Annotated in this window: 12 protein-coding genes; 9 read left to right on the top strand and 3 right to left on the bottom strand. The window is 67.1% G+C overall.

The genetic code is table 11. The features are described 5' to 3' along the window. Nucleotides 1–7 precede the first annotated feature (7 nt). Complete coding sequence (locus AC1MB9_RS02855; protein WP_479963538.1) at nt 8–745, bottom strand: hypothetical protein; 738 nt, start codon at nt 743–745, stop codon at nt 8–10. A gap of 80 nt (nt 746–825) precedes the next feature. On the opposite strand from AC1MB9_RS02855, the gene AC1MB9_RS02850 reads away from it, so the two are divergent. From AC1MB9_RS02850 to AC1MB9_RS02825, 6 genes are all read left to right on the top strand, one after another. Continuing rightward, nucleotides 826–1,305 (top strand): PPOX class F420-dependent oxidoreductase, encoded by a 480-nt coding sequence (locus AC1MB9_RS02850; RefSeq protein WP_479963537.1) that lies wholly within the window; start codon nt 826–828, stop codon nt 1,303–1,305. Nucleotides 1,306–1,347: 42 nt separating this feature from the next. Continuing rightward, nucleotides 1,348–3,489, top strand: a complete 2,142-nt coding sequence (locus AC1MB9_RS02845) for a DEAD/DEAH box helicase (protein WP_479963536.1) — start codon at nt 1,348–1,350, stop codon at nt 3,487–3,489. Between the two features lie 125 nt (nt 3,490–3,614). Then, nucleotides 3,615–4,424, top strand: coding sequence for an amino acid ABC transporter substrate-binding protein (locus AC1MB9_RS02840; protein WP_479963535.1), 810 nt, complete (start codon nt 3,615–3,617; stop codon nt 4,422–4,424). 60 nt (nt 4,425–4,484) lie between these two features. Continuing rightward, nucleotides 4,485–5,153 carry an amino acid ABC transporter permease gene (locus AC1MB9_RS02835; RefSeq protein ID WP_479963534.1) on the top strand — a complete coding sequence of 223 codons (669 nt, stop codon included), beginning with the start codon at nt 4,485–4,487 and terminating at the stop codon, nt 5,151–5,153. Next, nucleotides 5,140–5,913 (top strand): amino acid ABC transporter ATP-binding protein, encoded by a 774-nt coding sequence (locus tag AC1MB9_RS02830; RefSeq protein WP_479963533.1) that lies wholly within the window; start codon nt 5,140–5,142, stop codon nt 5,911–5,913. Before AC1MB9_RS02835 ends, AC1MB9_RS02830 begins: the two co-directional genes overlap by 14 nt. 218 nt (nt 5,914–6,131) lie before the next feature. Next, complete coding sequence (locus AC1MB9_RS02825; protein ID WP_479963532.1) at nt 6,132–6,833, top strand: Pr6Pr family membrane protein; 702 nt, start codon at nt 6,132–6,134, stop codon at nt 6,831–6,833. 205 nt (nt 6,834–7,038) lie between these two features. Here AC1MB9_RS02825 and AC1MB9_RS02820 read toward each other — a convergent pair whose 3' ends face one another. Both AC1MB9_RS02820 and AC1MB9_RS02815 read right to left on the bottom strand, forming a co-directional pair. Further along, complete coding sequence (locus AC1MB9_RS02820) at nt 7,039–10,041, bottom strand: AAA family ATPase (RefSeq protein WP_479963531.1); 3,003 nt, start codon at nt 10,039–10,041, stop codon at nt 7,039–7,041. Next, nucleotides 10,038–11,222 (bottom strand): exonuclease SbcCD subunit D, encoded by a 1,185-nt coding sequence (locus AC1MB9_RS02815; RefSeq protein ID WP_479963530.1) that lies wholly within the window; start codon nt 11,220–11,222, stop codon nt 10,038–10,040. The genes AC1MB9_RS02820 and AC1MB9_RS02815 overlap by 4 nt, the downstream gene beginning before the upstream one ends. 169 nt (nt 11,223–11,391) lie before the next feature. Between AC1MB9_RS02815 and AC1MB9_RS02810 the strand changes: the two genes are divergently transcribed. The 3 genes from AC1MB9_RS02810 to AC1MB9_RS02800 are packed head-to-tail and all read left to right on the top strand — an operon-like array spanning nt 11,392 to nt 15,166. Further along, nucleotides 11,392–12,180: a DeoR/GlpR family DNA-binding transcription regulator gene (locus AC1MB9_RS02810; protein ID WP_479963529.1), complete on the top strand. Its 789-nt coding sequence runs from the start codon at nt 11,392–11,394 to the stop codon at nt 12,178–12,180. Next, nucleotides 12,177–13,163 (top strand): 1-phosphofructokinase family hexose kinase, encoded by a 987-nt coding sequence (locus AC1MB9_RS02805; RefSeq protein ID WP_479963528.1) that lies wholly within the window; start codon nt 12,177–12,179, stop codon nt 13,161–13,163. The genes AC1MB9_RS02810 and AC1MB9_RS02805 overlap by 4 nt, the downstream gene beginning before the upstream one ends. Continuing rightward, nucleotides 13,160–15,166 carry a PTS fructose transporter subunit IIABC gene (locus AC1MB9_RS02800; RefSeq protein ID WP_479963527.1) on the top strand — a complete coding sequence of 669 codons (2,007 nt, stop codon included), beginning with the start codon at nt 13,160–13,162 and terminating at the stop codon, nt 15,164–15,166. The genes AC1MB9_RS02805 and AC1MB9_RS02800 overlap by 4 nt, the downstream gene beginning before the upstream one ends. Nucleotides 15,167–15,185: the final 19 nt, after the last annotated feature.

Below are 15,185 nucleotides of genomic sequence, written 5' to 3'. Positions count from 1 at the left end.
CGTCGGTTCAGCCGCGTGCCGGCGCCTCCGTCTGCAGTGCGGCCCGGGCGAAAGCGGCGCCGCCCACGCTCGGTGTCCACGAGTCGCCGAACCAGTCCGCGCTCGGCTCGAAGACGCCGAGCCGGTTGAGCAGCCGCCATTTCTCCATCAGGAGGCGGTGCACGCGTGAGGTGGTGACCCGGTCGCCGGTCGGTTCCGCCCAGCCGATGGTTTCCATGCCGCGGGCCACCGCCACGAGGTATTCGGCGGACTGGACGAGGGTGCGTGTCGCGACGAAGAGCAGGAGCAGACGCGTCGCGTCGCTCACTTCAGGGACCCGGCTCTTGTGCACCGTCGCCGCGAGATGCCACCAGAGCGTACGCGGCGAGTCCGTGAGCCTGCGGCCCCTGACCGTGCGCCGCAGAGTTCCGTTGCTGAGCCGGAGCAGGCCGACATTGCGCATGTGCAGGCGCATTTCCAGCAGTGGGCTGATGTGACTTTCCCGGTTCACGCTGACGGGCCATCCAAAGTCCAGCTCGGTGGTGGCTTCGATCACCACTGCGGGCGGCAAGTGCCCGGCCTTCGTCAGGCGGATGCCGTCGTCGCCGACGCGTCGCAGCATCCAGTTGATCTGCTCCACCATGCGCGTCATCGCTCGCGGGTTGAGCAGGACGGTGTCACTCACCCGAGCCTGCGCGATGAGCCGCCGAAAACCCGGCACGGAGTCTGCGTGCATTCGCGGCTCGAATTGCTGAATGACGTTCATACTTTGAGCCTAGCCACGCCCACCCCAACCGTTGGTCCCTGCGCCGGTGCGAGCGAAAGATGTCGCGTAGCCTTGGAAGTATGGCTCGAAGCATTGCAACCAATACCGTCGCTGAACTGGACGACCTCCTTGATTGGGTGCGCCCCCGGCATCACATGCTGCTCGCGACCACGCGCAGGGACGGCCGACCGCAGATTTCCCCGGTGTCCGGCGGTGTCGACGCTGCGGGCCGCATCGTGATCGCCACCTATCCGGGCCGCGCAAAGACCCGCAACGCCGAGCGGGACGCGCGTGCCTCCGTCGTCGTGTTGTCAAACGACTGGGACGGCGCGTGGGTACAGATCGACGGTGACGCCGAGGTACTGCACATGCCGGAGGCCGCCGACGGACTTGTCGACTATTTTCGGTGCATCGCCGGCGAGCATTCCGACTGGGACGAATTCCGCGCGGCCATGGCGCTGCAGGACAAGTCGCTCATCCGGGTGACGCCCACTCGGTGGGGCCCGATCGCGACGGGAGGCTTCCCCGCCGACGTCGCCACCCGCCTTGAGGCACGCTGACCGGTGTCTCCCACTGTCGGGCGGGTCTGACACGCTTGAGACATGACTGATACCCGGGCATCCGCTCTCGAAATTCTTCGCACCCTCGTGGGGCGGTCCGACGCGGATTTTCATGAGGGCCAGTACGAGGCCATCGAGACCCTCGTCGATCAGCGGCGCCGAGCCTTGGTGGTGCAGCGCACCGGTTGGGGCAAGTCGGCCGTGTACTTCGTCGCCACCCTGCTGCTGCGCCGGCAGGGAGCAGGGCCGACCATTCTGGTCTCCCCGTTGCTCGCGCTTATGCGCGATCAGGTCGCCGCGGCCGCCCGCGCCGGTGTTCGCGCGGTGTCGATCAATTCCTCGAACGCCCACGAGTGGGGCGAGGTGCTGCAGAAGCTGCAGCGCGACGAGGTGGATGTGCTCCTCGTGTCTCCGGAACGGTTGAACAATCCGTCGTTCCGTGACGAACAACTCCCGGCGTTGATTGCGCGGGTCGGCCTGCTTGTGGTCGACGAAGCGCACTGCATTTCCGACTGGGGCCACGACTTTCGTCCCGATTACCGGCGTCTGCGCGATCTCATTGCCCAAATGCCGGTCGGTGTTCCTGTGCTCGCCACGACGGCCACCGCCAACAGCAGGGTGGTGACGGACGTCGCGGAGCAGATTGCCCAGGCGACCACCGGCCTGGCTCCCGGCTCTGCTGTCAGCCCGGTGGTCACCATTCGTGGGCCGCTCGCCCGCACCTCGTTGCGCCTCGGGGTGCTGCGGCTGCCGGATTCCCGGGCCCGGTTGGCCTGGCTACTAAGCCACCTCGGCGAACTTCCCGGTAGCGGCATCATTTACACCCTCACGGTCTCCGCGGCCGAAGACACCGCCCGGTTGCTGCGGGACGCCGGCCATGTGGTGCGCTCGTACACCGGCCAGACGGACACCATGGAGCGGGAGGAGTCGGAGGGACTGCTCAAAAACAACGAGGTCAAGGCCCTCGTCGCCACGAGCGCCCTCGGTATGGGTTTTGACAAGCCGGACCTCGGGTTCGTGCTGCACCTCGGGGCGCCGTCGTCGCCGGTCGCGTACTACCAGCAGGTGGGCCGTGCGGGCCGTGCCACAGCAAACGCCGACGTTCTGCTGCTGCCCGGCACCGAAGACGAAGCCATCTGGCACTACTTCGCCACCGCATCGATGCCCAACCAGGCGAAGGCGGAAGCCGTGCTCGGCGCCCTCGTCGAGAACGGCCCGTCCCCTCTCTCGACGCCGGCGCTTGAGGCGCGCGTCGATCTGCGTCGCACTCCGCTGGAACTGCTGCTCAAGGTGCTCGATGTCGACGGTGCCGTGCGCCGCGTGAAGGGCGGCTGGGTGGCGACGGGCGAACCGTGGGTGTACGACCGGGATCGGTACGAGCGCATCGCCGCCGCGCGGCTCACCGAGCAACGCGCCATGCTCGAATTCGAAAGCACGACGGGTTGCCGCATGGAGTTCTTGCAGCGCGCACTCGACGATGTCACCGCGGTGCCCTGCGGGCGCTGCGACAACTGCGCCGCACCGTGGTATCCGCTGGATGTGCGCGAGGAAGCGGCGAGCACCGCGGCGGCGTCCCTCGACCGCGTTGGCGTCACCCTCGACGCCCGTGCCCAGTGGCCCACGGGAATGGCGAGCCTCGGCGTCACGGCCTCCGGCAAGATCGCTGTCGGTGAGCGTTTGTCGGAAGGCCGGGCGCTCGCGCGCCTCACCGACCTCGGTTGGGGCGGCGCCCTCCGCGAGATCTTCGAAGGCACCGGTGCGGATGCCCCGGCGACGACCGCAATGACGGCCGCATGCATCCGGGTGCTCGCCGAGTGGAACTGGCAGGAACGCCCCGTTGCCGTGGTGAGCATGCCGTCCCGGCGGCGGCCCCTGCTCATTGATTCGGTCGCGCGCACGTTGTCTGAGGTGGGCCGGTTGCCGTGGTTGGGCCGACTGGACGTGGCCAACGGCGGCCCGACCGGAACGCCCGGCGGCAACAGCGCGTATCGGCTGTCCAACGTGTGGGACCGTTTCGTGGTGGGTCCGGACCTGGCGGCGGCGCTCGAGCCGTTTGCCGGCCGTCCGATTCTGTTGGTCGATGATGTCGCCGACAGCCGCTGGACGTTGACGGTGGCGGGCCGCCGGTTGCGGCGAGCGGGGGCCTCCGCGGTGCTGCCGTTCACCCTCGCCCTGCGTTCGTAGCCGGGCGCGTCCGTTTCGCCGCCACACAAGGTAACCGGAATATTTCACGCTCCCGGTCGCTTGTTACGCTACGGATGCCGCCATTGCGGCTCAGCACACCCCTTGATTCCCGAAGGCCAGTACTTATGAAGCTCACGCTCCCCACTGCGGCACTCCTCACAGCGGTCGCCCTTACGCTCACCGGTTGCGCCGCATCGGGCGGCGATGCGACCTCCGAGTCCGGCGCGGACACGTCGCTCAGCGCCGTGCAGGACGCCGGCGTGCTGACCGTGGGCACCGAGGGAACGTACCGCCCGTTCTCGTTCCATGAAGACGGTTCGGGGCAGCTCACGGGTTACGACGTCGAGGTCGTCACGGCCGTCGCCGACGAACTCGGGGTGTCGGTCGCCTTCGAGGAGACCCAGTGGGACGCCATCTTCGCCGGCCTCACCGCCGGCCGGTTCGACGTGATCGCCAACCAGGTGTCCATCACGCCGGAACGCACGGAGGCCTACACGTTCTCGACGCCGTACACCTACTCGACCGGCGTGATCGTGGTCCCCAGCGACAACACCTCCATCACCTCCTTCGAGAGCCTGTCGGGTAAGAAGACGGCCCAGTCGCTCACCAGCAACTGGAACACTCTCGCAACCGAGAGCGGTGCCATCGTTGAAGGTGTTGAAGGGTGGGCGCAGTCCGTCGCGCTCGTCGAGCAGGGTCGGGTGGATGCCACGATCAACGACAAGCTCACGTTCCTCGATTACAAGAAGCAGAGCGGTGCAGACGGTCTGAAGATCGCCGCCGAGACGAGCGACCGTTCGGAGAGCGCGTTTGCAGTCGCCCAGGGCGGTACGGCGCTCGCGAGCGCCATTGACACCGCGCTGGCCACGTTGCAGGAGAATGGAACCCTGGCCACGATCTCCGACAAGTACTTCGGCGCGGACGTCAGCCAGTAACTCGCCCGCAGCCCTCGCGCTGCGAACCCCAACGCTGACCTACCTGCAGGAGCGGACCCCATGATCCAGCCCAATTGGGAGTTGTTCGCCAGCTCCTTCCTTCCTCTGCTGGACGGGGCGATTCGGGGAACGATTCCACTTGCCCTGATGTCCTTCGCGATCGGGTTGGTGCTTGCCCTTGCCCTCGCCCTGATGCGCCTCTCGACGCGACTGTGGGTCTCCGGGATCGCCCGGGTCTACATCTCCCTGGTGCGGGGGACTCCGCTGCTGGTACAGCTTTTCGTCATCTTCTACGGTCTTCCGTCGGTCGGCGTGCTCATCGATCCGTGGCCCAGCGCCGTTGTCGCCTTCTCCATCAACGTGGGCGGCTACGCCGCCGAAGTTATTCGAGCGGCGATCCTGTCGGTGCCGAAGGGGCAATGGGAGGCCGCATACATGATCGGCATGTCCCGTGCCCGTGCCCTGACCCGCATCATCCTCCCGCAGGCCGCACGCGTGTCGGTGCCCCCACTCTCCAACACGTTCATCAGCCTCGTGAAGGACACTTCCCTCGCCTCCCTGATTCTGGTCACCGAGCTGTTCCGGGAGGCGCAGCAGGTCGCCGCGTTCAGCCAGGAATTCATGCTCCTGTATCTGGAGGCCGCACTCATCTACTGGGTCATCTGCCTTGTGCTCTCCACTGGCCAGGGTTTCCTGGAAAAGCGATTGGACCGTTATGTCGCCCGTTGAACCGCCTCCGGCGCTGCTGACCGTGCGCGGCCTGCAAAAAAGCTTCGGCACGAACCACGTGTTGTCCTCGATCGACCTCGAGGTGCACCGCGGCCGTGTGCTGGCACTGATCGGGCCGTCGGGTTCGGGCAAGACCACCATTCTGCGCTGCCTCAATGGGCTCGAACTCGCCGACGGCGGCAGCATCGACGTTGCCGGGGAGCTCGCTCTCGACTTCGCCACGACGCCGTCGAAGAAGGCGCTCACCGCTCTCCGCGACCGGTCGGCGATGGTCTTTCAACATTACAACCTGTTCCCGCACAAGACGGTGCTGGAAAACGTGATGGAAGGACCGGTCGTCGTTCAACGGCGTCCCGTCGCCGAGGCACGAGATGAGGCTCTCGCACTCCTGGCCCGTGTCGGGCTCACGGACAAGCGGGACAGCTACCCCTTTGAACTTTCGGGTGGTCAACAGCAGCGGGTCGGAATCGTTCGTGCCCTCGCGCTGCGGCCCCAGCTTCTGCTCTTTGACGAGCCCACCTCCGCCCTGGATCCGGAGCTCGTCGGCGACGTGCTCCGTCTCATCAAGGAGCTCGCGGGTGAGGGCTGGACCATGGTCATTGTGACGCACGAACTCGAATTCGCCCGTGAGGTCGCTCACGAGGTCGCCTTCGTAGACGGCGGGCACATCGTGGAACGCGGCGACCCGAAGGAACTGCTGCGAAATCCGAAGAACGAGCGAACACAGCAGTTCCTGCACCGCCTGCTACATCCCTTCTAGACTCGCGTCGCTCCCCCGGCGACGCTCGTTTCCAGAGTTTCGCATTCATCTTCTCGGCCCCCGCCCTGCGAATTCACCCTCCAGCGGCCCCGTGCGGCGATGGCGCCCTTTCCCGGTGGCAACGCACCCCGCTTGCCGGCCGTCGCTCGTGCCCCGACAATGCCACGGGACCCCGCTCCTCCACACCGGCTCGCTTGCGCCCGGGTTACGCTGGCTCGGTGATCCCGCAATTGTCGACCGAAACCGTTCAGGCTCAGGAACAACAACCGAAGCGCGAAGGACCGACCGCGATGCGGCGCGGGAGCGGCGTGCTCCGGCTTTCGATGGGCCTGCTCCTGCTGGCCGCCGTCGCGACCCAGGTGATCGATGAGACGGTCCACAACGCCTTCGTTCCCGGTGAGTATTTCAGCTATTTCACCATCATCTCAGCGCTCGTGACGGGTGTCGTTTTGCTTCTTGCGGGCATGGCCGCGCTGGTTCGCGGCACGGATTCGACGACGTTCACCACGGTGCGCCTCGGGGTTCTCTCCTACATGGTGGTCACGGGCGTCGTCTACGCGGCACTGCTGCGGGGTGTGGCGACCGAGGGGTATGCCGGCATCTCCTGGCCCAATGAGGCTCTGCACGTGTGGGCGCCCATTTTCATCGTGATCGATTGGTTCTTCGCCCCCGGGCGCGTAGCGCTGGACTGGAGGGCCCTCGGGTTCGTGCTCCTGTACCCCGTTGCGTGGCTGGTGTTCACCCTCGCCCGCGGCGGTCTCACGGGCTGGTACCCGTACCCGTTTCTGGATCCCGCGCTGCCGTCCGGCTGGTTCGGGGTGGTCGCGTACATTGCGGGGATCGCGGTATTCATCGCGGCCGTGGCCGCGGGCGGGCTGGCTGCCGGCCGTCTGGCGGCCCGATTCACCCCTCACGCGTGATTCGGCCCTGAATGCACCGTCAGCGGCCGTCGGTGCACGATGAGGTGCTTAAAGCAGGGATCAGTCTGGCCGGTAGGGCGGCATCAGACTGATCCGAGAAAGACACGTTAGGCGTGTATGTCGGCCTTCCTGTCTCTCATCACCTGAAACCTACTGCGCTAAACCGCGCGGATCAAGGGCCTACCGTCATATTCATGAATATTCCTCAGAGCGAGCGCTGGTTGGTTTGTGCAATGACACTGGGGCCGGCGTCGGTCACCAGCACGTTCAGGGATGCCGGTATCTGTTCCTTCATCGATTCCACGTGGCTGATGAGACCGACGGTTCGCCCGCCGGCACGCAGCGCGTCGAGGGTGCCCATCGCCGTTTCCAGCGTTTCGGCATCCAGGGAGCCGAAGCCTTCGTCAACGAACAGCGTGTCCAGGCTGACTCCGCCGGCCTGGCCGGTCACAACTTCCGCGAGCCCGAGGGCGAGCGACAGCGACGCCAGGAACGTCTCTCCGCCGGAGAGCGAGTGAGTGGCGCGCGCCCGTCCGGTGTGCTCGTCGCGAATGGCCAGCCCCAGACCGGACTGCCCACCCCGGTATTCCGCGGAGTCGTCGTGCTCGAGTGTGTAACGGCCGCTCGTCATGGTGCGCAGCCGAGTGTTGGCGGCGGCCACGATCTGCTCGAGTTCGGCCGCGAGCACATAGGTTTCCAGCCGGATTCGCTTGGTGTTCGGCTCATCGCCGTGCACGACATCGGCCAGTTGCCGCACCTGGGCGTGGCGACTGATCAGATCGGCGGATGTCGCGAATTGAGCTGTGACCTCGGCCACGAGCCGACCCAGCTGTCCGACACGTTCGGCGAGGGAACTGTGCAGCGTGAACGCGGTGTCGCGGGCGGCATTGGCCCGGCTCAGCGCCAGCGTGAAGGACTCCCGGTCGACGGGCACTTTCGGCAGCCCCATGAGTTCGGGGTCGGTGGAGGCCCCCCGCGCGGCAGCCAGCGCATCGTCGAAGTCACGCACATGCGCTTCGGCCGCGCGAATTCCGGCGTCGTCGAGTCGCGCGTCAACGACATCGGCTTCGTCGGCGAACCCCTCCCGGTCGATCTCGGAACGGAGGGCCCAGAGCGCGGCATCGCGGTTGGTGTGTCGCTCCCGGGTCAGCGCGAGTGCATCGTGCAGCGCGCGAGCGGCATCGAGCTCCCGTTGGAGGTCATTCATTTGCGCGCCGATGCTGGCAAAACCGTCGTGGTGCGCCACCACCCGCGCCCGAAGAACATCTCGATTCGCGCTCCGTTCGCCGTGCTTTGTGGCCATGGTGTCTCGTGTGGCGCGGATTGCGACGAGCCCGGCCTGCTCGCTCGCGAGTTCCTCCCGATGCTGCGCGAGTTCGACCTCCAGGTGCCCCAGTTGCGCTGAGGCACCGCGGATGGCGCGGAGTCCCTCGTCCGCACGTTCGGCCTCGAGCCGCAGTTCCGTCGCGCCGCGGTTGGAGGCAAGGCCCTTCAGTTGAGCGAGCCGTACGGCGGCGGCGTTGACGATCTCCTGGGCCGCGCTCAGAGATTCCTGGCGCTTCCGCATCACCATGCGGGAGAGTTCGAGATCGGTTTCCGTCACGGGCTCCGTTGGGGCCGTCGCCGGCTGGGGATGTTCCGGTGAACCACAGACCGAGCACGGCGCCCCGTCGAGAAGCTGACCGGCCAGTTCCTGGGCATGGCCGGCGAAGCGACGGGTCAGGAGAGACTCGTAGGCGAGCGCGGCGGCGGCATTCTCTCGGCTGCGATCCAGGAGGTCGTCATTTGCGCGCTCCGCCGCGAGCTCGCATGCGACGACGTCTTCTGCCGCCTGGAGCGCCGCGCGAACACGGGTGCGGTCCGCAGCGGCTTCCGTCTCGCCGGCCGCGGCCACGGCGACCATCGAGTGGTCTGCGGCCAGCTGCTCGATCTTCGCCGGGAGCAGATCCAGGCGCGCCTGGGCGTTCGCGAGGGCGGTTGTGCTGTGTGCGAGCGACACGGCCAGGGCGCCGACCTCACTGTCGAGCCCGGGGAGTTGCTCCTCGTCGAGCAGCGCGGCACCGAGCGCCCCCAAGCGCCCCAGCAGGTGGTCAATCGACGTCTGCAGGATCACGCTTTCAGCGGCCCCAGACCCGTCGGCGCCCAAAGCGATCCCGTGCTCGCCCGTCGACCGACGGAGCTCCAGCCAGCGAGCACGCGCATCCGTTTCGCCCGCGAGCGCGGCGGCGGAATCGGTGTCGGCCGCCCGGAGGCTGCGCAGCTGCGGCCACACTCGGGCGGCCCGCACGGCTCGGGTCAGCTCGGCTCGACGCTGCGTCACCTGACCATGCTGTTCGTCAAGACTCCGGAGCTTCTCTGCCGCCGCGGCTCGTCGCTCCTGACGGCGAGCAGTCTCGGCGGCGTCGTGCTCATCTCTCGCCGCGCGGGTGAGCGCCTGAGTTAAGCCCTCGACGTCGGCCGCGGCCTGGTCCAGTTCTTCGCGAAGCCCGGAGTGGGCCGTGGTGAACCAGGCAAGATCGGGAGTGCTCACGTCGTGAGTCAGCCGCAGCTGGTGCGCGGCGGCCGCGGCGTGCTCCGTGATGGCGCGTTGCACCGCTCCCAACTCGTCGTCGAGGCCCTTGCGCCTGAGGATAAGTGCCGTCTCGAGCTGCGCGAACCGGCTGGAACCGCACAGGGTGCGCAGCACCTCGCGGCGCTCCTCGGTTTTGGCGAGCAGAAAGCGCTGGAATCGGTTCTGCGCGAGCAGGATCACCTGCAGGAACTGGTCCTGCTTGAGCGGAAGAATGGTGGCCAGCTCCACGCCGACCGCCCCCGGCTTGGCGGCGATTCCCCGCCACCCGTCACGGTCCCTGACCTGCAGCACCGCCGTGGGCGCGGCAGTGGTCATTCCGGAGCCGTTCTTCTTGGCCCGTTCATACTGGGGGCTGCGCAGCAGTCGATAGTCGGTGTCGTTGATGGCGAAGTCGAGCTCCACGTAGGTGGGGTCGGCCGCCGCACAATGATCGCTGCGCAGTTGCTGTTCACTGCCGGAGAAGCGGGGAACCTGGCCGTAGAGCGCAAAGCAGATCGCGTCGAGAATGCTGGACTTGCCGGCGCCGGTCTTGCCCGTGATCAGGAAGATCCCGTCGGAGTCGAAGGCCTCGAAGTCCACGCTCTGCTCGGTCTTGAACGGGCCGAAGCCGGCGAGCCTGAGCCTTTTGATTTTCATGAGTTGGCCTCTCGGGCGCCCTGTTCGGCGAGGAGCTCGGCAATCAACGCGCTTTCGAAGTCGCTGGGGCCCACCCCGTTGCGCACGAAGGACAGAAAGCCCGCGACGATGTCGGTGTCGGTGGGTGCCGAGCGTAACCGTTCGGCGTAGCTCGCGTGCTCGGTCGTTTCCATCAGGACCGGTCGGTGCTCGAGAGTGATGCAGTGCGGAAAGCGTTCCTGCAGGCTGCGCATGGCATCGAGGGGGCGTACCTGATCGGTGAGAATGGTCTTCACCCAGTCCGACTGCCTCGGCGTGTACTGCTCGTCGGTGAGCAACTCCTGCAGCGTGCCCTCAAGGATGGTGAGCCGGCGTGGGACGGGGAGATCGATCCACTCGACCGTCGACTGCGCCTCGTCTCCGGTGTTCTCCGCACCTGACAGTTCGACGAGCCAGGCGCCCCGGGGCTTGGCGGCCTCGGCGAAGGAATAGTGCAGGGGCGCACCGGAATACCGCACCCGATCGCTGAGCCGTGCCCGGCCGTGAATATGACCAAGGGCCACGTAGCTCGGACCGTCGAACACCTCGAGCGGCACGACATCGAGTCCGCCCACCGTGATATCCCGCTCCACCGTGCTCGCCTCCGCCGCGGCCGCGACCCCCGCCACGAAGCAGTGCGACAGCACAACGCTGCGCCCTCCCCTGGCCTGCAGGTCCAGCCGGATCCGGTCCATCGCGAAGCGGAGCGTCTGCTCGTGGGTTCGCAGTTCGACGTCGGGGTACACGTGCCGAATGAGCGCCGGTTCGAGATACGGAATGCCGTAGAAGTGCACGGGCCCAGTGTCGTCGTGAATGGTCACCGGCGAGAGGTATTCGTCGTGGCGCGTGACAACGTGGATGCCGGCCAGTCCGGCCCACTCCGATTGGAAGCCCAGGCGAGCGGCGGAATCGTGGTTTCCGCTGGTCATCACGACCGCGGCCCCGGCCTCCTTGATGTCGCGGAGCACTCCCGTGAGCACGGCATAGCTCTCTTTGGAGGGCATGGCGTTGTCGAAAATGTCCCCCGCGACGGCCACCACGTCGATTCCTCGGTCGCGCACCACCGCGACGAGGGCCGACAGCACGGTGGTGAGGTGATCGAGGGTGGAATGAGTATGAAAGGTTCGGCCGATGTGCCAGTCGGAGGTGTGCAGAATCTTCATGTTTCCCACGGTACCGGTGGCCGCCGACAGTGCCCGCCGCGGCCCGCGCCGGGCGTACACCCTAATTCTTCATTTCTCTGTGTTTCTCTTGACAACCAAATCAAACCACAGCTAAAGTCAGTGAAAACAACTTCCCGTGGCATCCGTCACTCATTGTCGAGGAGGCATCGTGTTCGCCGAAGAACGTCAGCTCCTGATCGCTGACCTGGTCACCGAGCGTGGTCGCGTCACCGTGAGCGACCTCGCCAACCGCTTCAACATCACGTCCGAAACGGTTCGTCGCGACCTGGACGCATTGGAGAAGGCCCGCCAGCTGCGTCGCGTCCACGGCGGCGCCGTCGCCATCGACCGGATGAGCCTGTCCGAGCCGAGTCTCCAGGAACGCCAGACTCAGCGACTCGACGAGAAAGCGCGCATCGCCCAGGCCGCCCTCGCGCTCATCCCGATCAGCCGCACCGGGTCGGTCATCCTCGACTCTGGAACCACGACGGAGCACCTCGCCGACCTGCTGGCGCAGTGGTCCCCACCGGCCGCCGGCGACCAGCTCCTCGTCATCACCAATGCCTTGCCGATTGCCTGGAAACTCTCCAACAACCTGGCGATTCACCTGCACGTGCTCGGCGGCCGTGTGCGCGGCCTCACGAGCGCCATCGTGGGCAGCGGCACGATTGAGCAGCTCGGCGCTCTGCGCCCCGACATCGCATTTGTCGGAGCCAACGGCGTCAATGCCACGTTCGGCCTGAGCACGCCCGACTCGGTCGAGGCGTCGGTGAAAGCGGCCATGGTGCGCTCGGCGCGCCGCGTGGTGGCGTTGGCCGATTCGTCCAAGCTCGACGAGGAAACTCTGGTCTGCTTCGCCGGGTTGGGCGACATCGACACCCTGATTACGGATGCCCCGCCATCCGCTGAACTCGCGGCCGCCCTGGCCGCCGCCGACGTAGAGGTTGTGATCGCATGATAGTGACTCTGACACCCAATCCGAGCCTGGATCGCACGATAGAACTGGCCGGGCCGCTGGCTCGGGGCGAGGTGCAGCGCGCCGTTCTGGCTCACCACGAACCAGGCGGAAAGGGCGTGAACATCTGCCGCGCCCTCGAGACGTCCGGGCTGAAGAGCCTCGCAATTCTCCCCGGAGACGAAGACGACCCTGTACTCGTCGCCCTGCGCAGTCAGGGCATTCCGCACGTCGGGCTGCCGATCGGTGCCGCGCTGCGCAGCAACGTCGCCATCACCGAACCCGACGGCACGACCACGAAGGTCAACGAGCCGGGACCGGTCCTCACCGAGGCGCAGCAGAGCGCTCTCATCGACCTGGTTCTCGACCGGGCCGAGGGAGCCAGCTGGCTGGTCCTCGCCGGGTCGCTCCCCCGCGGCGTGCCGGCCGATTTCTACGCGACACTCATCAGAAGGGTACGTGACCGCTTCGGCGCTGCGGCCCCCCGCGTGGCCGTGGATTCCTCGGGGGCGCCCCTGGCGGCCGCCGCGACAGAAGCACCTGACCTGCTCAAGCCCAACGCCGAGGAACTCGCCGAGCTCACCGGGCGTTTCGACGCCGACACCCTCGAAGCCGACCCGCAGCTCACCATCGAGGCCGCACGCACCCTCATCGCGGGCGGTACCGGCGCTGTACTGGCGACGCTCGGCTCGCAGGGCGCCGTGCTCGTCACCGCCGAGGGCAGCTGGCTCGCCCAGACTCCCCCCATGACCGCCGTCAGCACGGTCGGGGCCGGCGACTCCGCCCTGGCCGGCTTTCTCCTGAGCCGCGACGCCGGGGCAAGCCCCGCCGACTGTCTCCGCCAGGCCGCAGCGCACGGCGCCGCCGCAGCTTCACTTCCGGGTTCCACCGTTCCCGCCCTTGACCAGACCGACCCCGACGCCGTGCGTGTAACGGCATTCGACAACCACAGCAAGACCCTGAATCCAAAGGAGGATGACCAGTGAGTGCACTGATTACGCCGGAGCTTGTTGCTCTGGACACCAACCTCGGCACCGCGCCGGCGACTGTCATTCGGCACCTTGCCGAACTCATCGTCGCGGCAGGCCGAGCCACCGAAGTCGAGGGCCTGTACGCCGATGCCCTGGCCCGCGAGGAAAAAACGGCGACCGGAATTCCCGGCGGACTCGCCATCCCCCACTGCCGTTCCGCGGCCGTGCTCGAGCCGACACTGGCCCTGGCCCGCCTGTCGACACCCGTGGACTTCGGATCAAAGGACGGCCCCGCCGACCTCGTGTTCTTCATCGCCGCCCCGGACGGCGCCGATCAGGAGCACCTGAAGATCCTCGCGAAGCTCGCCCGTTCTCTGATGAAGAAGGACTTCACCACGGCTCTGCGCGCCGCATCGTCGGCACCGGCGATCGTGGAACTCGTGACCAACGTCGTCGCGCCCGCGACGGTACCCGCCGGAGCAGCGCACGCAGCCGAAAGCTCCAGCACCGGCACGTCATCGGCATCCGCCGCCTCGGGAACGAAACGCCTCGTCGCCGTCACCGCCTGCCCGACCGGGATCGCCCACACCTACATGGCAGCCGATGCCCTCGTCGCCGCCGCGAAGGATGCCGGGGTCGACCTGCAGGTCGAAACCCAGGGCTCGGCCGGACTCACCCCGCTCGACCCGGCCGTGATTGCAGGCGCATCCGCGGTGATCTTCGCCGTGGACGTTGATGTGCGCGGCCGAGAGCGTTTCTCCGGTCTTCCCGTGGTCAACGCTCCCGTCAAACGTGGAATCGACGAACCCGAGAAGCTGATTGCGGAGGCTTTGGCGGCCGCAGACAACCCCAACGCCCGACGGGTCACCGGCGGCCTCGCGGCGTCGGAGACGACGGAGGCGAACGAGCACCTGGGCCAGAAGGTCAAACGCGCCCTTCTCACCGGCGTGAGCTACATGATTCCGTTCGTGGCGGGCGGAGGACTGCTCATCGCCCTCGGGTTCCTGCTCGGCGGCTATGACGTCACGGATGTCGCCGACAACGTGGTGATCAACAACAGCCTGCTGAACCTCCCGGAGGGCGGCCTCGCCATCTATCTTGGTGCGGTGTTCTTCAAGATCGGCGCACTGTCGATGGGCTTCCTCGTACCGGCCCTCGCCGGGTACATCTCGTACGGCATCGCGGATCGCCCGGGTATCGCACCAGGCTTCGTCGCCGGTGCCGTTGCCGGATTCATGGGCGCCGGGTTCCTCGGCGGTATCGTCGGTGGTCTTCTCGCTGGTGTCGTTGCCGCGGGCATCGGTCGCATCGACGTGCCCCGCTGGCTCCGCAGCCTCATGCCCGTCGTGATCATCCCGCTCGTCGCGTCGATCGCCGCCTCCGGCATCATGTTCATCCTTCTGGGCGGCCCGATCGCCGCTCTGACCGAGGCTCTGAACAGCTGGCTCGGCGGTATGACCGGTGCGTCCGCGATCATCCTCGGCATGATCCTCGGCCTCATGATGGCGTTCGACCTCGGCGGCCCGGTCAACAAGGTGGCCTACGCCTTTGCTGTGGCCGGTCTCGGCGCGGCGACCGTCGCCAACCAGGCACCGTGGCAGGTCATGGCCGCGGTCATGGCCGCCGGCATGGTGCCCCCGCTCGCGATGGCCCTGGCCACCGTGCTGGACCGCAAGCTGTTCAGCCTCGCTGAGCGCGAGAACGGCAAGGCGGCCTGGCTGCTCGGGGCATCGTTCATCTCCGAAGGCGCCATCCCGTTCGCCGCCGCCGACGTGTTCCGCGTCATCCCGGCCAGCATGCTCGGTGCGGCCGTCACCGGCGCCCTCTCCATGGCATGGGGCGTGACCAGCAAGGCACCGCACGGTGGAATCTTCGTCTTCTTCGCGATCGACAACTTCCTGCTGTTCGTGGTGGCCATCCTGATCGGTACCGTCATTGCCGCCTTCGCGGTCGTCGGCCTGAAGCGCTACGCCGTGCGCAAGCCCGCGGCCGAGGACGCCGCCATGGCAGCGGTGTGAGTCAGTCGCAGTAGACTCA

It is taken from the genome of Cryobacterium sp. AP27, from assembly GCF_056680495.1.
The sequence above is the reverse complement of the archived record's forward strand: the minus strand, read 5'-3'. Positions and strand labels throughout refer to the sequence as shown.